19 protein-coding genes are annotated in these 22,702 nt (G+C 58.5%); 15 read left to right on the top strand and 4 right to left on the bottom strand.

The features are described from left to right. Positions 1–19 precede the first annotated feature (19 nt). A complete protein-coding gene (locus AOY23_RS13015; protein WP_054180037.1) occupies positions 20–1,519 on the top strand; it encodes an aldehyde dehydrogenase family protein in 1,500 nt (499 codons plus the stop codon). A gap of 35 nt (positions 1,520–1,554) precedes the next feature. Here the strand turns inward: AOY23_RS13015 and tynA are convergent, their stop codons facing one another. Beyond that, the gene (gene tynA, locus AOY23_RS13020; RefSeq protein ID WP_054180038.1) at positions 1,555–3,822 is read right to left on the bottom strand and encodes a primary-amine oxidase; all 2,268 of its coding nucleotides are present in this window, start codon (positions 3,820–3,822) and stop codon (positions 1,555–1,557) included. Positions 3,823–3,997: 175 nt separating this feature from the next. After that, positions 3,998–6,037 carry a phenylacetic acid degradation bifunctional protein PaaZ gene (gene paaZ / locus AOY23_RS13025; protein WP_054180039.1) on the bottom strand — a complete coding sequence of 680 codons (2,040 nt, stop codon included), beginning with the start codon at positions 6,035–6,037 and terminating at the stop codon, positions 3,998–4,000. Positions 6,038–6,323: 286 nt separating this feature from the next. Between paaZ and paaA the strand changes: the two genes are divergently transcribed. The 13 genes from paaA (at position 6,324) to paaY (ending at position 17,467) form a co-directional block, all read left to right on the top strand. Then, positions 6,324–7,253 (top strand): 1,2-phenylacetyl-CoA epoxidase subunit PaaA, encoded by a 930-nt coding sequence (gene paaA / locus AOY23_RS13030; protein WP_054180040.1) that lies wholly within the window; start codon positions 6,324–6,326, stop codon positions 7,251–7,253. Positions 7,254–7,264: 11 nt separating this feature from the next. Next, positions 7,265–7,552 carry a 1,2-phenylacetyl-CoA epoxidase subunit PaaB gene (gene paaB, locus AOY23_RS13035; protein ID WP_038154213.1) on the top strand — a complete coding sequence of 96 codons (288 nt, stop codon included), beginning with the start codon at positions 7,265–7,267 and terminating at the stop codon, positions 7,550–7,552. Between the two features lie 7 nt (positions 7,553–7,559). Next, entirely contained in the window at positions 7,560–8,315 is a 756-nt protein-coding gene (paaC, locus tag AOY23_RS13040; protein ID WP_054180189.1) for a 1,2-phenylacetyl-CoA epoxidase subunit PaaC, read from the top strand. A 12-nt stretch (positions 8,316–8,327) separates the two neighbouring features. Continuing rightward, positions 8,328–8,825: a 1,2-phenylacetyl-CoA epoxidase subunit PaaD gene (gene paaD / locus AOY23_RS13045; RefSeq protein WP_054180041.1), complete on the top strand. Its 498-nt coding sequence runs from the start codon at positions 8,328–8,330 to the stop codon at positions 8,823–8,825. Positions 8,826–8,832: 7 nt separating this feature from the next. Beyond that, a complete protein-coding gene (paaE, locus tag AOY23_RS13050; protein ID WP_054180042.1) occupies positions 8,833–9,903 on the top strand; it encodes a 1,2-phenylacetyl-CoA epoxidase subunit PaaE in 1,071 nt (356 codons plus the stop codon). Beyond that, positions 9,900–10,667 (top strand): 2,3-dehydroadipyl-CoA hydratase PaaF, encoded by a 768-nt coding sequence (paaF, locus tag AOY23_RS13055; protein ID WP_054180043.1) that lies wholly within the window; start codon positions 9,900–9,902, stop codon positions 10,665–10,667. The genes paaE and paaF overlap by 4 nt, the downstream gene beginning before the upstream one ends. A gap of 2 nt (positions 10,668–10,669) precedes the next feature. Next, positions 10,670–11,464 (top strand): 2-(1,2-epoxy-1,2-dihydrophenyl)acetyl-CoA isomerase PaaG, encoded by a 795-nt coding sequence (gene paaG / locus AOY23_RS13060; protein WP_054180044.1) that lies wholly within the window; start codon positions 10,670–10,672, stop codon positions 11,462–11,464. Then, entirely contained in the window at positions 11,461–12,885 is a 1,425-nt protein-coding gene (gene paaH, locus AOY23_RS13065; protein ID WP_054180045.1) for a 3-hydroxyacyl-CoA dehydrogenase PaaH, read from the top strand. Before paaG ends, paaH begins: the two co-directional genes overlap by 4 nt. Beyond that, positions 12,875–13,297, top strand: a complete 423-nt coding sequence (gene paaI / locus AOY23_RS13070) for a hydroxyphenylacetyl-CoA thioesterase PaaI (protein ID WP_054180046.1) — start codon at positions 12,875–12,877, stop codon at positions 13,295–13,297. The genes paaH and paaI overlap by 11 nt, the downstream gene beginning before the upstream one ends. Then, positions 13,297–14,502 (top strand): 3-oxoadipyl-CoA thiolase, encoded by a 1,206-nt coding sequence (gene pcaF / locus AOY23_RS13075; RefSeq protein WP_054180047.1) that lies wholly within the window; start codon positions 13,297–13,299, stop codon positions 14,500–14,502. The genes paaI and pcaF overlap by 1 nt, the downstream gene beginning before the upstream one ends. A gap of 33 nt (positions 14,503–14,535) precedes the next feature. Then, entirely contained in the window at positions 14,536–15,852 is a 1,317-nt protein-coding gene (gene paaK, locus AOY23_RS13080) for a phenylacetate--CoA ligase PaaK (protein WP_054180048.1), read from the top strand. A gap of 73 nt (positions 15,853–15,925) precedes the next feature. Then, positions 15,926–16,861, top strand: a complete 936-nt coding sequence (gene paaX, locus AOY23_RS13085) for a phenylacetic acid degradation operon negative regulatory protein PaaX (protein WP_054180049.1) — start codon at positions 15,926–15,928, stop codon at positions 16,859–16,861. A 9-nt stretch (positions 16,862–16,870) separates the two neighbouring features. Further along, positions 16,871–17,467: a phenylacetic acid degradation protein PaaY gene (gene paaY, locus AOY23_RS13090; RefSeq protein WP_054180050.1), complete on the top strand. Its 597-nt coding sequence runs from the start codon at positions 16,871–16,873 to the stop codon at positions 17,465–17,467. A gap of 93 nt (positions 17,468–17,560) precedes the next feature. On the opposite strand, the gene AOY23_RS21830 is transcribed toward paaY, so the two are convergent. Continuing rightward, complete coding sequence (locus AOY23_RS21830) at positions 17,561–17,713, bottom strand: Hok/Gef family protein (protein WP_162838555.1); 153 nt, start codon at positions 17,711–17,713, stop codon at positions 17,561–17,563. A 271-nt stretch (positions 17,714–17,984) separates the two neighbouring features. Further along, positions 17,985–18,590: an FMN-dependent NADH-azoreductase gene (azoR, locus tag AOY23_RS13095; protein ID WP_054180051.1), complete on the bottom strand. Its 606-nt coding sequence runs from the start codon at positions 18,588–18,590 to the stop codon at positions 17,985–17,987. A gap of 201 nt (positions 18,591–18,791) precedes the next feature. Here azoR and hrpA point away from each other — a divergent pair, with 201 nt between their 5' ends. Beyond that, the gene (hrpA, locus tag AOY23_RS13100) at positions 18,792–22,694 is read left to right on the top strand and encodes an ATP-dependent RNA helicase HrpA (RefSeq protein ID WP_054180052.1); all 3,903 of its coding nucleotides are present in this window, start codon (positions 18,792–18,794) and stop codon (positions 22,692–22,694) included. Positions 22,695–22,702: the final 8 nt, after the last annotated feature.

The raw sequence follows: 22,702 nt of genomic DNA on the forward strand, positions 1-22,702 counted from the left end.
ATGAAAAGAAGGAGTGGGTATGTCCGGTTCTCAGGTCGCAACGCTTGCCAGCGTGCAGATGTTTCTGGATCGTCAGCATGGTCTCTATATTGATGGAGGGCAGCAGGCGGCACAAAGTGAAAAGCGCTTAACGATCTACAACCCGGCCACCGGCGAGCCCATCGCCACCACTGCCGATGCCAGCGCCGCTGACGTTGATAAGGCGGTGATGTCGGCATGGAAAGCGTTCGTCGCCCGAACCTGGGCCGGGCGTTTACCGGCGGAGCGTGAGCGCATTCTGCTGCGTTTCGCTGATCTGGTTGAGCAGCATACGGAAGAGCTGGCGCAGCTCGAAACTCTCGAACAGGGGAAATCGATTCATATCGCCCGCGCTTTTGAAGTCGGCTGCACCCTGAACTGGATGCGCTACACCGCCGGGTTGACCACCAAAATCACTGGCAGCACGCTGGATGTCTCCATTCCGATGCCGGAAGGGGCGCGCTATCAGGCATGGACGAAAAAAGAGCCCGTCGGCGTGGTCGCCGGGATCGTACCGTGGAACTTCCCGCTGATGATTGGCATGTGGAAGGTGATGCCAGCCCTGGCGGCGGGCTGTTCAATCGTCATTAAACCGTCGGAAACCACACCGCTGACGCTGCTGCGCGTGGCTGAACTGGCGACTGAAGCGGGGATTCCCGATGGCGTGTTCAATGTGGTGACCGGCAGTGGCAGTGAGTGCGGCGCAGCGCTGACCTCGCATCCGCAAGTGGCAAAAGTGAGCTTCACCGGTTCAACGGCGACCGGTAAGCAGATCGCCCGCAGCGCCGCCGACCGTTTAACCCGCGTCACGCTGGAGCTCGGCGGTAAAAACCCGGCAATCGTACTGAAAGATGCCGATCCGCAGTGGGTCATCGAAGGGCTGATGACCGGCAGTTTTCTCAATCAGGGGCAGGTGTGTGCCGCCAGCTCGCGGATCTACATCGAAGCGCCACTCTTTGACAACCTGGTGAGCGGCTTTGAACAGGCGGTGAAATCCCTGAATGTCGGGCCGGGTATGTCCGAAGCGGCGCATATTAATCCGCTGGTATCCCGGGCGCACTGCGACAAAGTGCAGGCATTTCTGCAGGAAGCGCAACAAAATAACGCCGAGCTGTTGAGCGGCAACGCCGGACCGGGGGGCAACGGTTATTACGTGGCGCCAACGCTGGTGGTTAACCCTGACGCCAGCCTGCGCCTGACCCGCGAAGAGGTGTTCGGCCCGGTGGTGAATCTGGTACGCGTCGCCGACGGCGAAGAGGCGCTGCGGCTGGCGAATGATACCGAATACGGACTGACCGCCAGCGTCTGGACGCGCGACCTGTCGCAGGCGCTGTCTTACAGCGATCGTCTGCAGGCGGGAACCGTGTGGATCAACAGCCACACGCTAATCGACGCCAACCTGCCGTTCGGTGGCATGAAACAGTCTGGCACCGGCCGCGATTTCGGCCCCGACTGGCTGGACGGCTGGTGCGAAACGAAGTCGGTGTGTGTGCGGTATTAACCGTCTGAATAACAAAGGGGCTTTCGCCCCTTTATTTATTTCTGCTTTTCCCCCAGCGTCGGGGTTTCATCGAAGAAGTTCCACGGTTTCAACAGCGCATGCACCCACTCTGTCGGCATGATTGGCCACTCTTCGGCGCGGGCGACGTGAGTCGTGCCGGTGGTTACCCACACCACATCATCATGATTATCCAGCGATTCATTGTCTTTGCTGTACAGCCCCAGCCCGGTATCGTGCGTCGAGCGGTTCGGGTATTTGCCTTCCGGGAAACGCTCATTTGGATGGTAGCGCGTCACCCACAGCTGCTTATCCATAAAGCTCAGACGATGGTAAATCCACTCGTCCGGGGCAAATTTCGCGCCGGTCGCTACCGGGTGTGTACCACCTGCGTAAGGGATAATCTGATATGACACCGGGTTACCCATGCGGTTTTCTTTCTGCGCATTGCTGAGCAAGCGGATGGTGCCAGGGTCAAATTTCTGCGCTGCCTGTTGTTCGCTGTCGATAGTGTACTGATTCACCTGCATGGTGCTGGTGCGCGGGCCGCCAGCGGTGTTTGGTTTCACCTCAGGATCCATCGCCACCAGTCGGTTGTTTTCGCCGTCAACGTCGAGATCGAGACGGAAATTGTAGATATGCTGGTGCGTGGTGCCGACGATGTTATGGTCGATCAGCGTGCCATAGCGGGTATCGTCCTTGGCCGAGGGATCGTGCATGGTTTTCGCTTTCACGCCTTTCACCGCTTCAATGCCGGTCGCGCCTGCATCGATGCCGATGGTACCGTTTTCGTGGAAAATCCAGTCAAAGATGTAATCATAGTTGCCGACGGTGCTGATCCAGCGGATCACCAGTTCGCGGCGTTCAGTGCTGACGTTCGGTTTCCCCAGTTCCTGATGCTTATACTCCGGTCCGGCATAGCGTTCGAACACGGCGATAGCGCGGGGAATGTCCATCGGCGCACCGGTATAGTCGGCAATGGTTTCATCAAGCAGCACGGCGTTGGATGGCGCATCTTTCCCGCGCACGATCGGCGAGGTCAGGGTGCCCATACCGTAATCACCGGAATCAAGATAGGCTTTGAAATACCAGCCGATATCCGGGTCGCCGTAGGGGACGATCATCCCGCCGAGCGAACCTTCGTACATGATTTTGCGTTTCCTGCCATTGTCGTTATACGTCACGGTGGACAGAATCGGCCCGACTCGCGAGTTCAGGCGCAGGTGGAAATCCCAGTTCTGCCAGTGGATCATATCGCCGGTAATGGTGTAGTTCTTGCCTTCAGGTTCGATGATCTCCAGCGGTTTCAGCGCTGGTTTCACGCGGTCACGGCCGTCATACGGGCGCGGCGTCAGCGGCACCGGGATCACCGGGCCTTCCTCAATCTTAATGATCTTCTTCTGCTCGAGATCAACCACCGCCACCAGATTTTCAATCGGGTGCGCCCAGTAGTTGCCGTCTCCAGTGTCAAGATAACTAATGACTTTCAGCAGCCGGGCATCCTGTTTCAGGCCATCTTTACCGTCAAAATAGCCGACAGTCAGCGGGGTGGTGATGACCTTTTTCGGATCGTCGATGCCATGTTTTTTCAGCACCTGCGCAAACTCGCTGCTGTTGTCGATAACATTCTGCACAGTGGCGAAATCATCCAGCAGCACCATGCCGTGGGCGTCTTTAACGGATTGCCAGGCAGTCACTTTTTTATTCTGCAGATCAACCACACCTTCGATGACATGTTTACCGTCGAGCATGATGACACTGGCTTCGCGCGGTGCATCGACCGCTTTACCGGTGAGAGCAAAATCCCAGACTGCGGCTTTGTCGGGTTCGCGCAGAGAAATCTCGGTAAAGCGGGTGTTCGGTTTAAAATCCGGCGCGGCTTTGACAATCTCTACCGCCGCGCGGATCTCATCGGCGGTCAGCGAGTTGAGCGGGTGCGGTTTCTTCTCGACCTGAAAGGTCTGGTCCAGCCCGGACTGAAACACGTCGTTGATGAAGGTGTCGGAAACCCAGGCTTTATTCTCTTTCATCACCACCGGCACCTGCAGCGTTAGCGGCTTGCCGTTGACGATGGCGGTTTTCGCGCCCGGTTTTACTTTGACGTACGCGCCATCCTTGATCAGGGTAAAAACCTGCGCGTAATCATCCCACTGCACGTCAACGCCGAAATCCTGTAGCGTTTTGTCCATCGGCACCATGTGTGCTTCGCCGCCGTGGGCGAAGGCGGGAGACTGCCAGGTGCAACACAGCGCGACAGCCAGCGCCAGCGTCGTTTTGCGGGGAGAGAAAAAAGAGCGGCTTCCCATGTTTGACCTCGTCTTATTGTTTTGTTGTGTTGTGAGTGTTGTGACAGCGTTATCCTGACAGGCAGGCGCGCAAAGGTGTTTGCCTGCTGCTGCCAGGTTGTTTGTCAGATGTGCCAGGTTGGGAAGTTTTTGCGTGCCGGGCAGGCGGAGTGCTGCCCGGCAATGTTACTGCGGATCAGAGGTCGCCTTTCTGGCGCGCGACCAGCGTCAGAATGGAGTAGAGCGCTACCGTCTGCTGATGCTGATTGAAAATCTCTACGGCCCATTCCACCACGCCGGTCGGTTTCTCTTCAGCGGTTTTCTGCCGTTTCACCGTCTTGCGCTTACAGGTCAGGCGTACCTGAATGGTGTCGCCAGGTTTTACCGGCTCGATAAAGCGCAGGTTTTCCATGCCGTAGTTGGCGATCACCGGCCCGACGCCATCGTCCACGAACAGCCCGGCAGCGGCGGAAATCACGAAATAGCCGTGCACCACGCGCTCACCAAACAGAGATTCTGCCGCCGCGATTTTATCCATGTGGGCGTAGAAGTGATCGCCGCTCAGGCAGGCAAAATTAACGATATCCGCTTCAGTCATGGTCCGGCGCGGCGTCAGCAGGCTGTCGCCTGGCTGCAATTCTTCGAAATATTTACGGAACGGATGGATACGGTCTTCTGTCACCTGCGCACCGCGCACCCATTGCCTGCTGATGGCGGCGAGCATCGTAGGGCTTCCCTGAATTGCCGTACGTTGCATGTAGTGTTTCACCGCCCGCAGACCACCAAGCTCTTCGCCGCCGCCCGCGCGTCCCGGGCCGCCATGCACCAGTTGTGGCAGCGGCGAACCGTGTCCGGTGGATTCCTTCGAGGATTCTTCATTCAGTATCTGAATACGACCATGCGCCCGTGCGGCGCCGAGGATAAAGGCGCGTGCCAGTTCGCCATCGGCGGTGACCAGCGACCCGGCGAGGCTGCCTTGCCCGGCGCGCGCCAGCGCCAGCGAATGTTCACGGTCGCGGTAGGGCATCAGCGTGGCAACAGGGCCGAAGGCTTCCGTCTCATGCACGGCGGGAGTCTCGTCCGGCTGCGGGCACCACAACAGTGTCGGCGGGAAAAATGCCCCGGCGGCATTGAGGTCAGCCTTACCCCCGAGACGAACGTCACAGCCCGCGGCGATCAGCGCATTCACCCGTTCCTGCACGTCCTGTCGCTGTTCGGCATTGACCAGCGCGCCCATTTTCACCCCTTCCTGCGCCGGATCGCCCACCGTCACGTTCTCAAGCCGCGCAATCAGCGCATCGCTGACCGCCTGCACTTGCACCTGCGGCACAATAATGCGGCGGATCGCGGTACATTTCTGCCCGGCTTTCGCCGTCATTTCCCGCACCACTTCGCGGATGAACAGGGCGAATTCCGGCTGTTCCGGCGTGACATCATCGCCGAGCACACAGCAGTTCAGAGAATCCGCTTCCATGGTGAACGGTATCGAATTTGCCACGATATTGGGGTGAACGCGCAGCATCTGGCCGGTTGTTGCCGATCCGGTGAAAGTCACCACATCCTGTGTATCCAGATGATCCAGCAAATCTCCCGCGCTGCCGCAAATCAGGCTGATGGCGCCGTCCGGCACCAGACCGCTGTCGACAATGGCTTTCACCATCGCCTGAGTGACCTGTGCCGTGGCGGTGGCCGGTTTGATGATGGCGGGCATACCCGCCAGCCACGTCGGTGCGAGTTTTTCAAGCATTCCCCAGCAGGGGAAGTTAAAGGCGTTGATATGTACGGCGACGCCGGATTTTGAGGTCAGCACGTGGCGGGCGGCAAAACCACCGGCTTTCGACAGCGGGATCAGCTCATCTTCCGGCCACAGGGTGTCGTCCGGCAGTTCGCGGCTGCCGAGCCCGGCATAGGTAAACAGCGTGCCGATGCCGCCTTCAATGTCCACCCAGCTGTCGGCCCGCGTGGCGCCGGTTTGTGCCGACAGCGCGTAAAAGGTCTCTTTCTGCTCCAGCAGGTGGCGGGCGACGGCTTTGAGCATCGTCGCGCGCTCAATGAAGGTCATCGCCTGTAACGCTTTGCCGCCGTGCTCAATTGCAAAACGTCGCGCCTTCGCCATATCGAGACCTTCACTGCTCACTTCCCACAGCACGTCGCCGGTAATGGCGTGATGGATTGCGCGCGCACGACCGCGGCCTGACTGCCACGCGCCGGATAAGTAACTGGTTAACTGCTGCATCACCGTTCTCCAAAGTGTTACGTTGCTTTGTATTACATAGTTTGATTATGAATCATAAAAATCAAGGATGAATTTAATAATTTATTAACAATGCGATCGCTGTCTTTACACGCTAAAAAATCAATTCATTGAAAATACGTAATATTAGTAAATGAGTTGCGAGTGGCATCACAGAAAACATAAACATAATTTGTGGTTTTAGTTAACCGTTATGTAACTTTTATAAAACAAAGTGATTCGCAAAATCACGAAAAACAGGTTTAACAGGAATCATAAAGGTGATGACGTGACAGAAGAGCAACGCTTTAACGAGCGCATCGCGCAGGAAACCGCCATCGAGCCGCAGGACTGGATGCCGGATGCCTACCGTAAAACGCTGATCCGCCAGATTGGTCAGCATGCGCATTCCGAAATCGTCGGCATGCTGCCGGAAGGGAACTGGATCACCCGTGCGCCGTCGCTGCGCCGGAAGGCCATTCTGCTGGCAAAGGTGCAGGACGAAGCGGGTCATGGCCTCTATCTCTACAGCGCGGCGGAAACCCTCGGCTGCGCGCGCGAGGATCTCTACCAGAAGATGCTCGACGGCAAGATGAAATACTCGTCGATTTTTAACTACCCGACGCTGAACTGGGCGGATATCGGGGTGATCGGCTGGCTGGTGGATGGCGCGGCCATTGTTAATCAGGTGGCGCTGTGCCGGACTTCGTACGGCCCGTATGCCCGGGCGATGGTGAAAATCTGCAAAGAAGAGAGTTTTCATCAGCGTCAGGGGTTTGAAGCTTGCGTGACACTGTCACAAGGGAGCGAAGCCCAGCGCCAGATGCTACAGGACGCCATCAACCGCTTCTGGTGGCCGTCACTGATGATGTTTGGCCCTAATGACGACAATTCGCCGAACAGCGCCCGCAGCCTGGCGTGGAAAATCAAACGCCATTCCAACGATGAGCTGCGCCAGCGCTTTGTCGACAACACCATTCCGCAGGTGGAAATGCTGGGTATGACCGTGCCGGATCCGGATCTGCATTTCGACGAGGCCAGCGGCCATTACCGTTTTGGTGATATCGACTGGCAGGAATTTAACGAGGTGATTAACGGACGCGGCATCTGCAACCACGAACGCATTGCCGCCAAACGCAAGGCGTGGGATGACGGGGAGTGGGTGCGCGAAGCCGCACTGGCCCACGCGCAGAAACAGCAAACCCGCCACGTCGCCTGAGGAGGATCATGATGAGCAATGTTTACTGGCCACTGTATGAAGTGTTTGTCCGCAGCAAACAGGGGCTTTCCCATCGGCACGTCGGCAGCCTGCATGCCGCGGACGATCGTATGGCGCTGGAAAATGCCCGCGACGCCTACACCCGGCGCAACGAAGGCTGTTCTATCTGGGTGGTGAAGGCAAGCGAAATCGTCGCCTCACAGCCGGAAGAGCGCGGTGAGTTTTTCGACCCGTCAGAGAGCAAGGTGTACCGTCATCCGACGTTTTACACCATTCCTGACGGCATTGAGCATATGTGAGGTGGTGATGATAACCAACGATCCCATCGCCACTTACGCGCTGCGCCTCGGTGATAACTGTCTGGTACTGGCACAGCGGCTTTCCGCCTGGTGTGGTCATGCGCCGGAGCTGGAAATCGATCTGGCGCTCGCCAATATCGGTCTTGATCTGCTGGGGCAGGCGCGCAATTTTCTGACGTACGCCGCGGAACGTCACGGTGAAGGCGATGAAGACACGCTGGCCTATTTCCGTGATGAACGCCAGTTCAGCAATCTGCTGTTGGTTGAGCAGCCGAACGGCAACTTCGCCGACACCATCGCCCGCCAGTACCTGATGGACGCCTGGCACGTCGCGCTGTTCAGCCGCCTGACCGCCAGCCGTGATTCGCAAATTGCCGCCATTGCCGCCAAAGCCATCAAAGAAGCGCGTTATCACCTGCGTTTCAGCCGCGGCTGGATGGTGCGTCTTGGACAGGGTACCGAACTGTCCACGCAGCGCATGCAGCAGGCGCTGGACAACGTCTGGCGCTTTACCGCCGAACTGTTTGACGCCGATGCGCTGGATATCGCGCTGAGCGAGCAGGGCATTGCTGTCGATCCGCGTACCTTGCGCGCCGAATGGGACGCGGAAATCCACAATGGTTTACGCGAGGCCGGGTTAGCCGAGCCTGCCGATGCGGCTTACCGTACCGGCGGCAAACAGGGGCTGCATACCGAACATCTCGGCCCAATGCTGGCGGAGATGCAATATCTGCAGCGAATGTATCCCGCGCAACAGTGGTAACCGGAGGTCAGCATGCAACGTCTTGCCACCCTTGCCCCGGCCGAAGTACACCAGATCTGGTCGCTGCTGGGGCAGATCCCGGACCCGGAAGTGCCGGTGCTCACTATTACCGATTTAGGCATGGTGCGCAGTGTGGCGCCGCAGGGTGACGGCTGGGTGATTGGCTTCACGCCGACCTATTCCGGCTGCCCGGCGACCGAACATCTGCTGGGCGAGATCCGCCGCGTCATGACCGACAACGGCTATACGCCGGTGCATATTGTGCTGCAGCTCGATCCGCCGTGGACCACGGACTGGATGAGCGTTGATGCCCGCGAACGGCTGCGTCAGTACGGTATTAGTCCGCCACAGGCGCACGCCTGCCATGCCGGGATCCCCGAAACGGTCAGTTGCCCGCGTTGCGGCAGCCACCACTCGACGCTTATCAGCGAATTTGGTTCGACGGCCTGCAAAGCGCTGTACCGCTGCGACAGCTGCCGCGAACCTTTTGATTACTTTAAATGTATTTGAGGTTGCCATGACGACGTTCCATTCGCTTACGGTGGCAAAAGTTGAACCCGAAACCCGCGATGCGGTAACCATCACCTTCGCGGTGCCCGACGCGTTACAGGCGGCCTACGCCTTCCGTCCCGGGCAGCATCTGACGCTGAAAACCCGGCTGGGTAATGACGAGTTGCGCCGCTGTTATTCCATCTGCCGCGGTGCAAGACCCGGTGAAATCAGCGTGGCGGTGAAAGCCATTGATGGCGGGCGTTTCTCGAACTACGCCCGTCAGGAGATCAAACAGGGCATGGCGCTGGATGTCATGGTGCCGCAGGGATTGTTCGGCTATCAGCCACAGCCAGACCGCCGCGGCAATTATCTCGCCATCGCAGCCGGTTCCGGTATCACCCCGATGCTGGCGATCGTGGAGACCACGCTGGCGACCGAGCCGGACAGCCTGTTTACCGTGATTTACGGCAACCGCAGCAGCCAGAGCATGATGTTTCGCCAGGCGCTGGCTGATCTCAAAGACCGCTACCCGACGCGTCTGCAACTGGTCTGCCTGTTCAGTCAGGAAACCCTCGACAGCGATCTGCTACACGGGCGCATTGACGGTGAAAAACTGCAGGCGCTGTCTCGCACGCTGATTAACTTTAGTCAGTTTGACGAAGCCTTTATCTGCGGTCCGGCAGCGATGATGGACGAGGCGGAAACCGCGCTGCTGGCGCTCGGCATGGCGAAAAAATGCATACACCTTGAGCGCTTTAATACACCCGGTAGCGGCGTGCGCCGTACCACCAGCGTACAGGCGCAGGGGCAGACGGTCACCGTACGTCAGGATGGTCGCGATCGTCAGGTGACGCTAACGGCTGACGACGAAAGCATACTCGATGCGGCGCTGCGTCAGGGGGCCGATTTGCCGTATGCCTGCAAGGGCGGCGTCTGCGCCACCTGCAAATGCAAAGTGCTGCGCGGTAACGTCTCGATGACCACCAACTACAGCCTCGAAGCCGATGAGCTGGCGGCGGGGTATGTGCTGAGCTGTCAGGCGCTGCCGACCACGCCGGACGTGATTGTCGATTTTGATGCGAAGGGGATGGCATGAGCGAACTGCTGGCTGAACAGCACGACCGCGTGCTGCTGCTGACCCTCAATCGCCCGCAGGTGCGAAATGCGCTGAATAACGCGTTACTGGCGCAAATTGCCGGTGCGCTGGAGTCTGCTGCGCAAAATCCGGCGATTGCGGCCTGTGTAATCAGCGGCAATGAACGCTTTTTTGCTGCCGGGGCAGATCTCAACGAAATGGCGGATAACGATCTCGCCGCGACATTAAACGACGTTCGCCCGCGGCTGTGGGCGCGGATCGATGCTTTCAATAAACCACTGATTGCGGCGGTGAACGGTTATGCGCTGGGCGCGGGCTGTGAGCTGGCAATGCTCTGCGACATCGTCATGGCGGGTGATAACGCCCGTTTTGGTCTGCCGGAAATCACGCTCGGCATCATGCCCGGTGCCGGTGGCACCCAACGGTTGATTCGCTCTGTCGGTAAAGCGCTGGCCAGCCGTATGGTGCTGAGCGGTGAAAGCATCGACGCCAGACGCGCCCACGAGGCAGGGCTGGTGAGTGACATTTGTCCGCCCGCGCTGACGCAGGAATACGCGTTACAGCTGGCGAAAACTATCGCGGCGCGCGCGCCACTGGCGCTGCAGGCGGCAAAACAGGCGCTGCGCCAGTCGCAGGAGGTCAGTCTCCACGCCGGGCTACAGCTTGAACGCCAGTGGTTTACGCTGCTCAGCGCCACCGACGATCGGCAGGAAGGCATTGCCGCGTTTCGCGAAAAACGTACCCCCGAATTTAAAGGACGCTAACAATGGACGCTTTAATTCTCAGCAATGTGGAACAGGGTGTAATGACCATTACCCTGAACCGCCCGGATCGCCTGAACAGTTTTAACGATGAGATGCACCAGCAGTTAGCTGATTGCCTGAAGCAGGCCGAGCGTGACGATACTATCCGCTGCCTGTTGATCACCGGTGCCGGGCGCGGTTTCTGTGCCGGTCAGGATCTCAACGACCGTAACGTTGACCCGCAGGGTAACGCTCCGGATCTGGGGCTGTCGGTGGAAAATTTCTATAACCCGCTGGTGCGCAGACTGGCGGCGCTGCCCAAACCGGTCATCGCCGCGGTGAACGGCGTGGCGGCAGGCGCCGGTGCGACGCTGGCGCTTGGCTGCGATATGGTCATCGCTGCCCGCTCGGCCAGTTTCATCATGGCCTTCAGTAAGCTGGGGCTGGTACCGGACTGCGGCGGCACCTGGTTTTTGCCGCGCGTGGCAGGCCGGGCAAGGGCGCTGGGGCTGGCGCTGATGGGCGATAAGCTCAGCGCGGAACAGGCGCACCAGTGGGGCATGATTTGGCAGGTCGTGGATGACGCGCAGCTCTCCGACACCGCACTGACCCTGGCGCGACATCTGGCGACGCAGCCGACGTATGGTCTTGGCTTGATCAAACAGGCGCTGCTGGCGGCAGAAACCAACACCCTCGACGCGCAACTCGATCTTGAGCGCGACTACCAGCGACTGGCCGGACGCAGCCCGGACTACCGCGAAGGGGTCAGCGCGTTCCTGGCCAAACGACCACCACAGTTCAGCGGGAAATCATCATGAGCCAGCGAATTGACATCATCGCGGTGATTGGCAGCGGCACCATGGGGGCGGGGATCGCCGAAGTGGCGGCGTCCGCAGGCTATCAGGTTTTGCTGTATGACATTGCCAGCGAGGCGCTGACTCGCGCGATTGACGCGATCCGCTCACGGCTGGAATCCCGCGTGGCGCGTGGCAAACTCAGCGCGGAAGCCAGTGCCAGTACGCTGCGTAATCTGTATCCGGTGTCGGATCTGTCGGCGCTCGCCGCCGCCGGGCTGGTGATTGAAGCGGCCAGCGAACGGCTGGAGGTGAAAAAAGCACTGTTCAGCCAGCTGGCGGAAATCTGCCCGCCGCAGACGCTGCTCACCAGTAATACCTCATCGATTTCCATTACCGCCATCGCCGCCGATGTGCGTCATCCGGAGCGGGTGGCAGGGCTGCACTTTTTTAACCCGGCCCCCGTAATGAAACTGGTGGAGGTAGTCAGCGGGCTGGCGACCTCGCCGGAAGTGGTGGAGCAGCTTTGCCAGTGCGTCACCCGTTGGGGCAAACAACCGGTGCGCTGTCACTCGACGCCGGGCTTTATCGTGAACCGTGTTGCCCGCCCGTTTTATGCTGAGGCGTGGCGGGCACTGGAAGAGCAGGTGGCCGACGCAGCAGTGATCGACACCGCGTTGCGTGACGGCGGTGGTTTTCCGATGGGGCCGCTGGCGCTGACTGATCTGATTGGTCAGGACGTTAATTTCGCCGTGACCTGTTCCGTCTTCAACGCTTTCTGGCAGGAGCGTCGCTTTTTACCGTCGCTGCTGCAACAGGAACTGGTGCTGGCGGGGCGGCTGGGCAAAAAAAGCGGGCAGGGTGTCTATCACTGGCCGGAAGGGGCGCCCGTGGTGGCGTTTCACCCTGCGGTTGCTGAGCCTTTGCGCGCCCGTCAGATACATAAATCAGGTGACGTTGTCACGCTAGATGATGTGCAACTGATGACCACGGACGGTGAAACCGCGCAGGCAAAAGCGGCACGGCTGAAATGCCCGGTGGTGCTGATGGATTATCGCGAGGGAGAGGTGGTAGCCATCGCCGCCGCCGACAGCAATCGCCCGGAAGAGACCGCAAAAGCCGTTGCCTGGTTGCAACAAAAGGGCAAACAGGTGCTGGTGATCGCCGATTATCCCGGCCTGCTGGTCTGGCGCACCGTCGCGATGGTGATTAACGAAGCGCTTGACGCCCTGCAAAAAGGCGTCGCCAGCGAAACTGACATCGATACCGCGATGCGCCTGGGGGTGAATTACCCTCGCGGACCGCTGCAGTGGGGTGACATCCTCGGCTGGCAGCGGGTGCTGACGATGCTGGAAAACCTGCAACGTCATTATGGTGAAGAGCGCTATCGCCCGTGTTCACTGCTGCGCCAGCGTGCGCTTCTGGAGTGTGGTTATGAGTCATAACGCCTGGCACAACGCCCGCGTGATGTATGAAAACGATGCCTGTGCGCAGGCGCTGGGGATCGATATCGTGGAGATGGATGAAGGGTATGCCATGGTCACCATGACCGTGCTGCCGCAGATGCTCAACGGCCATCATACCTGCCACGGCGGGCAAATTTTCTCGCTGGCAGATACCGCGTTTGCCTATGCCTGCAACAGCCAGGGGCTGGCCGCGGTGGCCTCTGCCTGCACCATCGATTTTCTGCGTCCGGGGAAGGCGGGCGACAAGCTCACCGCCACCGCCCGCGTCAAACATCAGGGCACTATCGCCGGGGTGTATGACATTGAAATCGTTAACCAACATCAAAAAACGGTCGCCCTGTTTCGCGGTAAATCGCACCGCATCGGCGGCCGTGTGACAGGAGAAGCCTGATGCGTGATGCGTTTATTTGTGATGGCGTGCGAACGCCGGTAGGACGTTACGGCGGCGCGCTTTCGGGCGTGCGGGCGGACGATCTGGCGGCTATTCCGTTGCGGGCGCTGCTGAGTCGTCATCCGCAACTGGATGCGGCGCTGATCGATGATGTGATCCTCGGTTGCGCGAATCAGGCGGGGGAAGACAACCGCAACGTCGCGCGTATGGCGACGTTGCTGGCGGGGCTGCCGCCAACGGTATCCGGCACCACCATCAACCGTCTGTGCGGTTCCGGGCTGGACGCGCTGGGGTTTGCCGCGCGCGCCATTCGTGCTGGTGATGCCGATCTGCTGCTGGCAGGCGGCGTGGAATCGATGTCGCGCGCGCCGTTTGTGATGGGCAAAGCGACGTCGGCATTTTCCCGTCAGGCCGAAATGTTTGATACCACTATTGGCTGGCGTTTTGTGAATCCGCTCATGGCGCAGCAATTTGGTACTGACAGCATGCCGGAAACGGCAGAGAATGTAGCTGAATTGTTAAATATCAGTCGTGCCGATCAGGATGCTTTCGCGCTGCGCAGCCAGCAGCGGACGGCAAAAGCGCAGCGTGACGGCATTCTGGCGCAGGAAATTGTGCCCGTCACCGTCAAAGGCAAAAAAGGCGCTGTCGTGGAAGTAAAAGACGATGAGCATCCGCGCCCGGAAACAACCATTGAACAACTGTCCGCGCTTAACGCGCCGTTTCGCGCCGGTGGCGTCATCACGGCCGGTAATGCCTCAGGGGTGAATGACGGCGCGGCGGCGCTGATTGTTGCCAGCGAGAAGATGGCGCTGACGCAGGGGCTGACCCCACGCACGCGTATCGTCGCCATGGCAAGCGCCGGGGTGGAGCCACGTCTGATGGGACTTGGTCCGGTACCCGCCACCCGCAAGGTGCTGGAACGCGCCGGACTGAATATCAACGATATGGATGTGATTGAGCTGAACGAAGCCTTCGCCGCGCAGGCGCTGGGTGTGCTCAGACAACTGGGGCTGCCGGATGATGCCCCGCATGTGAACCCCAACGGTGGCGCCATCGCCATCGGCCATCCGTTGGGGATGAGCGGCGCCCGACTGGCGCTCGCCGCCAGCCATGAGCTGCACCGGCGCGGGGGCCGCTATGCGTTGTGTACGATGTGTATCGGTGTGGGTCAGGGCATCGCCATGATCCTGGAGCGTGTTTGATCTGTGAGCTAATCAACCTGCGAGTACCCTATAATGATAACGACATCCAACCTTGATCCGATTGAAACCGCGTCCCGCGACGAACTGCATGCGCTGCAGACGCAACGCATGAAATGGACGCTGAAACACGCCTACGAGAACGTGCCGATGTACCGGCGCAAATTCGACGCGGCGGGCGTGCACCCTGATGATTTCAACGAGCTGGCGGATATCCGCAAATTTCCCTGCACCACTAAACAGGATCTGCGCGACAACTATCCCTTCGACACCTTTGCCGTGCCGATGGAGCAGATCGTCCGTATCCACGCCTCGTCAGGCACCACCGGCAAACCAACAGTAGTGGGCTACACGCAAAACGACATCGACAACTGGGCCAACATCGTGGCGCGTTCCCTGCGCGCAGCGGGCGGCAGTGCAAAAGATAAAATTCATGTCGCTTATGGTTATGGTCTGTTTACCGGCGGGCTGGGCGCACATTACGGCGCGGAACGTCTGGGCGCGACGGTGATCCCGATGTCCGGCGGCCAGACCGAGAAACAGGCGCAACTGATCCGTGATTTTCAGCCAGATATGATTATGGTGACGCCGTCGTATTGCCTGAACCTGATTGAAGAACTGGAGCGGCAGATGGGCGGCGACGCCAGCCAGTGCTCCCTGCGCGTCGGTGTGTTTGGCGCGGAGCCGTGGACCTGTGCGATGCGCGGTGAAATTGAACGCCGTCTTGGTATTACCGCGCTGGATATCTATGGCCTGTCAGAAGTGATGGGGCCGGGGGTGGCGATGGAGTGCATCGAAACCACCGATGGCCCGACTATCTGGGAAGATCATTTCTATCCGGAAATCGTCAACCCGGACGACGGTACGCCGCTGGACGACGGCGAGCAGGGCGAACTGCTGTTCACCACGCTGACCAAAGAAGCGCTGCCGGTGATCCGCTATCGTACCCGTGATCTCACCCGTCTGTTACCCGCCACCGCACGTTCAATGCGGCGTATGGACCGTATCAGCGGTCGCAGTGATGACATGCTGATCATTCGCGGAGTCAATGTCTTCCCGTCACAACTGGAAGAGGAGATCGTCAAATTTGAGCACCTGTCGCCGCATTACCAGCTGGAGGTGAACCGTCGCGGGCATCTTGATTCACTTTCGGTGCGCGTGGAGCTGAAAGAGAGCAGCCTCAGCCTGTCGCATGAGCAGCGCTGCCAGGTGTGTCATAACTTGCGTCACCGCATTAAGTCGATGGTGGGTATCTCAACCGATGTCACCATTGTCAATTGTGGCAGCATTCCACGCTCCGAAGGCAAGGCCTGCCGGGTCTTCGACCTGCGTAAAGTCGCCGCTAACGGATAATCACGGTTTCGCCCCGTCGCCTGGTGGGCGGGGCAATATGCTATGATTCATCCAGGATAAAAAAGATAAAAGAATGAATCAGATGAGCAAACTTGACGCGTTTATTCAACAGGCGGTTTCTTCTGTGCCCATCAGCGGGACGTCGCTAATTTCGTCGCTGTATGGTGATGCGTTGTCGCACCGTGGCGGCGAAATCTGGCTTGGCAGCCTGGCGGCACTGCTGGAGGGGCTGGGTTTTGGCGAGCGCTTCGTGCGCACTGCGCTGTTCCGGCTTAACAAGGAGGGCTGGCTGGATGTCGATCGCGTCGGGCGTCGCAGCTACTACCGGCTGAGTGACAAAGGCCTGCGCCTGACGCGCCGCGCGGAAGGCAAAATTTACCGTGCGGAACAACCCGCCTGGGACGGCACCTGGCTGTTGCTGTTGTCAGAGGGGCTGGATAAATCCACGCTCGCGGATGTAAAAAAACAGCTGATCTGGCAGGGGTTCGGCACGCTGGCGCCGAGCCTGATGGCGTCGCCATCGCAAAAACTGGCCGATGTGCAGGCGCTGTTGCACGAGGCGGGCGTAGCGGAAAACGTGATCTGCTTTGAGGCGCATTCGCCGCTGGCGATGTCAGTGGCGGCCCTGCGCGCGCGGGTAGAAGAGTGCTGGCAACTCAGCGAACAGAACGTCATGTACAATGCGTTTATCGACTCTTTCCGGCCACTGTTGCCGCTGTTGCGGGAGGCGGCGCCGGGTGAGCTTACCCCTGAGCGCTGCTTCCATATCCAGTTACTGCTGATCCATTTTTACCGCCGCGTGGTGCTGAAAGACCCGCTGCTGCCCGAGGTGCTGCTGCCCGCACACTGGGCCGGACAGGCGGCGCGCCAGCTGTGTATTAATATCTATCAACGTGTTGCCGCCGGTGCGCTGGCCTGGGTAAGCGAAAAAGCAGAAACCTCGGTCGGTGAATTACCGCAGCCGGGCAGTCTGTTTTATCAGCGTTTCGGCGGCCTGCAACTCAATTAAGGAGGCGTGATGCCTGTCTATCAAATCGATGGTCTGACGCCAGTCGTACCTGAGGAAAGCTATGTGCATCCCACGGCGGTGCTGATTGGTGATGTGATCTTAGGTAAGGGCGTGTACGTCGGGCCGAACGCCAGCCTGCGCGGGGATTTTGGCCGTATCGTGGTAAAAGATGGCGCCAATATTCAGGATAACTGTGTGATGCATGGCTTTCCGGAGCAGGACACCGTGGTGGAGGAAGACGGCCATATCGGTCACAGCGCAATCCTGCACGGCTGTATTATCCGCCGCAACGCGCTGGTGGGCATGAATGCGGTCGTGATGGACGGCGCAATCATCGGCGAAAACAGCATTGTCGGCGCCGCCGCGTTTGTGAAAGCGAAGGCCGAAATGCCTGCAGATCATCTGATCATCGGCAGCCCGGCAAAAGCGATTCGCGCGCTGAGTGAGCAGGAGATGGCCTGGAAAAAACAGGGCACACGTGAATATCAGGTGCTGGTGGAGCGCTGCAAACAGACGATGCACCAGGTGGAACCGCTGCGCGAAGCCGAAGCCGGTCGTCAACGGCTGGTATTTGATGAGAATCTGCGGCCGAAATCAGCCTCTTAAAAACGTTAGCCCTCTCCGAAGAGAGGGCTAAGAGGTGCGCTGAGTGCCAGACCCTGCCGTGGTGACGCGGGGATTGCTCCCCGCGCGCGTCAGCTACTTCCTCGATTCGTAAGCGAGAACAGCTTTGATCTCCATACCACGTTCTTTTACGCTCAACTCACAAAGCGTTTCGCGTACCAGAAACGTGAAACCAAGTACCGCAAGACACAGCACAATGATTGCCACAAGGGCGTATTTCGTCAGCATGTTATTGCCTCCTTTCTGAGAAGGGGCTAACATCCCACCTGCTAGGGTTAGGATTGTCAGCCCCAGGTGGATAACACTATCTCCTGGGGCTTTTCACTATCCGGACTCCTGCAAATTGCCTGAGACCAGACAGTCTCAAGCACCCGCGGTGATTCTATGGGTTTCTTAACGCATTGAAAACATGAGATTTGAGTTTTACGAGCAGGCTCGTAAAGCGGGGACACCGCGGGGGAATAAAAACCCTCCCACCGGGCGGTGAGAGGGGGAAATCTTAAGCAGCGACGAAGCTGTCGATAGCCAGTTTTGCGTCAGACTGCGCTTTAGCCGCCACTTCCGGGCCGTACGCCACACCTTCTGCGAACACGAAGTTCACGTCAGTAATGCCGATAAAACCAAGGAACAGTTTCAGGTACGGTGCGACCAGGTCGGTCGGGGTGTCTTTATGGATCCCGCCACGGCTGGAAAGCACGACAGCGCGTTTACCGGTCACCAGACCTTCCGGGCCGTTTTCGGTGTAACGGAAGGTGACGCCAGCACGGGCAACCAGGTCGAAATAGTTTTTCAGTTGTGTCGGAATGTTGAAGTTGTACATCGGCGCGGCAATCACGATAACATCGTGCGCTTTCAGTTCAGTAATCAGTTCGTCAGAGAGCGCCAGCGCTTCCTGCTGACGCGGCGTCAGCGGCGCGTCGCCCGGACGCATTGCACCCACCAGTTCACCATCCAGAACGGGGATCGGGTTGGCAGCCAGGTCGCGAACGGTGATGTGATCAGCCGGATGCTGTTCACGCCATTGTTCAACGAAATAGTCGGTCAGCTGACCAGACTGTGAGTACCCTGCCAGAATACTGGATTTGAGAACTAATACTTTGCTCATGGGTGTTTCCTTATGTGAGATTGACGGGCCCGTGCCCTGTTGCTTGATGCCACTTTATTCACAATCCTGCCACATGGATAGCGCAATATATCGAAGTCTTTGTTCGAAATTATTGAATAAGAGACGAAAAGCGTGAATGTGGTACTCTATACCGAACGTTGACGTAAGCCTTTTTCCGGCAGTGCGCTGCCCGATAACACTATGACAGAACAGAATAAAATCACCGTCGCTTCCCTCCACCGCCAGCTCGATGGCCTGATGCTGCGCGACAAACAGCGCTTTACCCGCCGTCTGCAGGGCGCGAAGAAGGTTAAAAATCCTGAAGCACAACAAGCCATTTTCCAGGAGATGGTAAAAGAGATTGAACAGGCTGCCGGTAAAGTCCTGCTGCGTGCCGCCACGCGCCCGGAAATCACCTATCCGGATAACCTGCCGGTCAGCCAGAAGAAAGAAGACATTCTCAACGCCATCCGTGACCATCAGGTGGTGATCGTGGCGGGTGAGACCGGCTCCGGCAAAACCACGCAGTTACCGAAAATCTGTATGGAACTGGGGCGTGGCATTAAGGGGCTGATAGGCCATACGCAGCCACGTCGTCTGGCGGCGCGGACGGTGGCTAACCGTATTGCCGAAGAACTGCAGAGCGAGCCGGGCGAGTGCATCGGTTATAAAGTCCGTTTTAGCGATCGCCTCAGCGATAACACCATGGTCAAGCTGATGACCGACGGTATCCTGCTGGCGGAAATCCAGCAGGACCGGCTGCTGATGCAGTACGACACCATCATTATCGATGAAGCGCATGAGCGCAGTCTGAATATCGATTTTCTGCTCGGCTACCTGAAAGAGTTGCTGCCGCGTCGCCCGGATCTGAAAGTGATCATCACCTCCGCGACCATCGATCCAGAGCGCTTCTCGCGACACTTTAACCATGCGCCGGTGATTGAAGTCTCTGGCCGCACGTATCCGGTGGAAGTGCGCTATCGCCCGATTGTGGAAGAGGCGGACGACACCGAGCGAGACCAGTTACAGGCGATTTTTGACGCGGTGGACGAACTGAGTCATGAAAGCGCAGGTGATATTCTGATCTTCATGAGCGGTGAACGCGAAATCCGTGATACCGCAGATGCCCTGACGAAACTCGAGCTGCGCCACACGGAGATCCTGCCGTTGTACGCGCGGTTGTCGAACAGCGAGCAAAACCGTGTGTTCCAGCCCCACAGCGGACGGCGTATCGTTCTGGCGACCAACGTCGCCGAAACCTCGCTGACCGTGCCGGGCATCAAGTACGTTATTGATCCGGGAACCGCGCGCATCAGCCGCTACAGTTATCGCACTAAAGTTCAGCGTCTGCCGATCGAGCCGGTTTCACAGGCGTCGGCAAACCAGCGTAAAGGCCGTTGCGGGCGTGTCTCGGAAGGGATCTGTATTCGTCTCTATTCGGAAGATGATTTCCTGTCGCGCCCGGAATTTACCGACCCGGAAATTTTGCGTACCAACCTGGCATCCGTCATTCTGCAAATGACGGCATTGGGGCTGGGTGATATCGCGGCGTTCCCGTTTGTCGAAGCGCCGGACAACCGCAACATTCAGGACGGCGTGCGGCTGCTGGAAGAGCTGGGGGCAATCACCACTGACGAACAACAAACCGCGTACAAACTGACGGCCATGGGGCGCCAGCTCAGCCAGTTGCCGGTGGATCCGCGTCTGGCGCGGATGGTGCTGGAAGCGCAAAAACACGGCTGCGTGCGTGAGGCGATGATCATCACCGCCGCGCTGTCAATTCAGGATCCGCGCGAGCGCCCGATGGATAAACAGCAGGCGTCCGATGAAAAACACCGTCGTTTCCACGATAAAGAGTCCGATTTTCTGGCCTTCGTCAATCTGTGGAACTACCTCGGCGAGCAGCAGAAAGCGCTGTCGTCGAATCAGTTTCGCCGCCTGTGCCGCACGGATTTCCTTAACTATCTGCGCGTCCGCGAATGGCAGGATGTTTATACCCAACTACGCCAGGTGGTGAAAGAGCTGGGCATTCCGGTGAACAGCGAACCGGCGGAATACCGCGAGATCCATCTGGCATTGTTAACCGGTTTGTTGTCGCACATCGGTATGAAAGATGCTGACAAGCAGGAGTTTACCGGCGCGCGCAACGCCCGCTTTGCCATCTTCCCTGGCTCCGGTTTATTCAAAAAACCGCCAAAATGGACGATGGTTGCCGAGCTGGTGGAAACCAGCCGTTTGTGGGGCCGCGTGGCTGCGCGCATTGAGCCGGAATGGGTCGAGCCGCTGGCGCAGCACCTGATCAAACGTTCCTGGAGCGAACCGCACTGGGAGCGGGCGCAGGGGGCGGTGATGGCGACAGAAAAAGTCACCCTGTACGGTCTGCCGATCGTCGCCGCGCGGAAAGTGAACTACAGCCGGATCGACCCCGCGCTGTGCCGCGAGCTGTTTATCCGTCATGCGCTGGTGGAAGGCGACTGGCAGACCCGCCACGCGTTCTTCCGCGACAACCTGAAGTTACGGGCTGAAATCGAAGAGCTGGAGCACAAATCCCGTCGTCGTGACATTCTGGTGGATGATGAATCGCTGTTTGAGTTTTACGACCAGCGCATCAGTCATGATGTCATCACCGCGCGTCACTTCGACAGCTGGTGGAAAAAGGTCAGCCGGGAAACGCCCGATTTGCTCAATTTCGAAAAGAGCATGCTGATCAAAGAGGGCGCGGAAAAGGTCAGCAAACTGGATTACCCGAATTTCTGGCATCAGGGCAACCTCAAGCTGCGGCTGAGCTATCAGTTTGAACCGGGTACTGATGCCGATGGCGTCACGGTGCACATTCCGCTGCCGTTGCTGAATCAGATCGAGGAAAGCGGTTTTGAGTGGCAGATCCCCGGTCTGCGCCGGGAACTGATCATCGCGCTGATCAAATCGTTGCCGAAACCAGTGCGCCGCAACTTTGTCCCGGCGCCCAACTATGCGGAGGCATTTTTAGGCCGCGTCACGCCGCTGGAACTGCCGTTGCTGGATGCGCTGGAGCGCGAGCTGCGCCGGATGACCGGTGTCACCGTTGATCGCGAGGACTGGCACTGGGATCAGGTGCCCGATCATCTGAAAATGACATTCCGCGTGGTGGACGACAATAACAAGAAACTTCAGGAAGGCAGCAGCCTGACCGCGCTGAAAGACGCGCTTAAAGGGAAAGTTCAGGAAACCCTGTCCGCAGTGGCGGATGACGGTATTGAACAGAGCGGTCTGCACATCTGGAGTTTCGGTACGCTGGCAGAAAGTTTCGAGCAGAAGCGGGGCAATTATAAGGTTAAAGCCTGGCCTGCGCTGGTGGATGAACGCGACAGCGTGGCCATCAAACTGTTCGACAACCCGCAGGAACAGCAGCAGGCGATGTGGCGCGGTTTGCGCCGTTTACTGCTGCTCAACATTCCGTCGCCGATCAAGTATCTGCACGAAAAATTGCCCAACAAAGCCAAGCTGGGGCTCTATTTCAACCCTTACGGTAAAGTGCTGGACTTGATTGATGACTGTATCTCCTGCGGCGTCGATAAACTGATTGCTGACGCGGGCGGTCCGGTCTGGACGGAAGCGGGCTTTGCCACGCTGCATGAGAAAGTTCGCGCTGAGCTGAACGACACGGTAGTCGAGATTGCGAAGCAGGTGGAGCAGATCCTCACCACGGTGTTCAACATCAACAAACGGCTGAAAGGGCGCGTGGACATGACCATGGCGCTTGGTATGTCGGATGTGAAAGCGCAGATGAGCGGGCTGGTGTACCGCGGGTTTGTCACCGGCAATGGGTTCAAAAAGCTGGGCGATACGCTGCGTTATTTGCAGGCGATTGAGCGTCGTCTGGAAAAACTGGCGATTGATCCGCACCGCGACCGCGTACAGATGTTGAAAGTGGAAAGCGTGCAGCAGGCCTGGCAACAGTGGCTCAACAAGCTGCCACCCGCGCGTCGTGAGGATGACGATGTGAAAGAGATCCGCTGGATGATTGAAGAGTTGCGCGTCAGCTACTTTGCGCAGCAACTGGGTACGCCGTACCCGATTTCGGACAAGCGTATCCTGCAGGCCATGGATCAGATTTCAGCGTAAGAATTGCC

It is taken from the genome of Trabulsiella odontotermitis (genome assembly GCF_001297775.1).
GTDB lineage: Bacteria > Pseudomonadota > Gammaproteobacteria > Enterobacterales > Enterobacteriaceae > Trabulsiella > Trabulsiella odontotermitis.

Excerpts from the sequence above, each read along its gene's own strand:
- paaY (WP_054180050.1), top strand. The coding sequence starts at position 16,871 with ATGCCTGTCTATCAAATCGATGGTCTGACGCCAGTCGTACCTGAGGAA.
- AOY23_RS13015 (WP_054180037.1), top strand. The coding sequence starts at position 20 with ATGTCCGGTTCTCAGGTCGCAACGCTTGCCAGCGTGCAGATGTTTCTG.
- paaC (WP_054180189.1), top strand. The coding sequence starts at position 7,560 with ATGATAACCAACGATCCCATCGCCACTTACGCGCTGCGCCTCGGTGAT.
- AOY23_RS21830 (WP_162838555.1), bottom strand. The coding sequence starts at position 17,713 with ATGCTGACGAAATACGCCCTTGTGGCAATCATTGTGCTGTGTCTTGCG.
- paaK (WP_054180048.1), top strand. The coding sequence starts at position 14,536 with ATGATAACGACATCCAACCTTGATCCGATTGAAACCGCGTCCCGCGAC.
- hrpA (WP_054180052.1), top strand. The coding sequence starts at position 18,792 with ATGACAGAACAGAATAAAATCACCGTCGCTTCCCTCCACCGCCAGCTC.
- paaI (WP_054180046.1), top strand. The coding sequence starts at position 12,875 with ATGAGTCATAACGCCTGGCACAACGCCCGCGTGATGTATGAAAACGAT.
- pcaF (WP_054180047.1), top strand. The coding sequence starts at position 13,297 with ATGCGTGATGCGTTTATTTGTGATGGCGTGCGAACGCCGGTAGGACGT.
- paaF (WP_054180043.1), top strand. The coding sequence starts at position 9,900 with ATGAGCGAACTGCTGGCTGAACAGCACGACCGCGTGCTGCTGCTGACC.
- paaX (WP_054180049.1), top strand. The coding sequence starts at position 15,926 with ATGAATCAGATGAGCAAACTTGACGCGTTTATTCAACAGGCGGTTTCT.
- paaD (WP_054180041.1), top strand. The coding sequence starts at position 8,328 with ATGCAACGTCTTGCCACCCTTGCCCCGGCCGAAGTACACCAGATCTGG.
- paaH (WP_054180045.1), top strand. The coding sequence starts at position 11,461 with ATGAGCCAGCGAATTGACATCATCGCGGTGATTGGCAGCGGCACCATG.
- paaB (WP_038154213.1), top strand. The coding sequence starts at position 7,265 with ATGAGCAATGTTTACTGGCCACTGTATGAAGTGTTTGTCCGCAGCAAA.
- paaZ (WP_054180039.1), bottom strand. The coding sequence starts at position 6,037 with ATGCAGCAGTTAACCAGTTACTTATCCGGCGCGTGGCAGTCAGGCCGC.
- azoR (WP_054180051.1), bottom strand. The coding sequence starts at position 18,590 with ATGAGCAAAGTATTAGTTCTCAAATCCAGTATTCTGGCAGGGTACTCA.
- paaG (WP_054180044.1), top strand. The coding sequence starts at position 10,670 with ATGGACGCTTTAATTCTCAGCAATGTGGAACAGGGTGTAATGACCATT.
- paaE (WP_054180042.1), top strand. The coding sequence starts at position 8,833 with ATGACGACGTTCCATTCGCTTACGGTGGCAAAAGTTGAACCCGAAACC.
- tynA (WP_054180038.1), bottom strand. The coding sequence starts at position 3,822 with ATGGGAAGCCGCTCTTTTTTCTCTCCCCGCAAAACGACGCTGGCGCTG.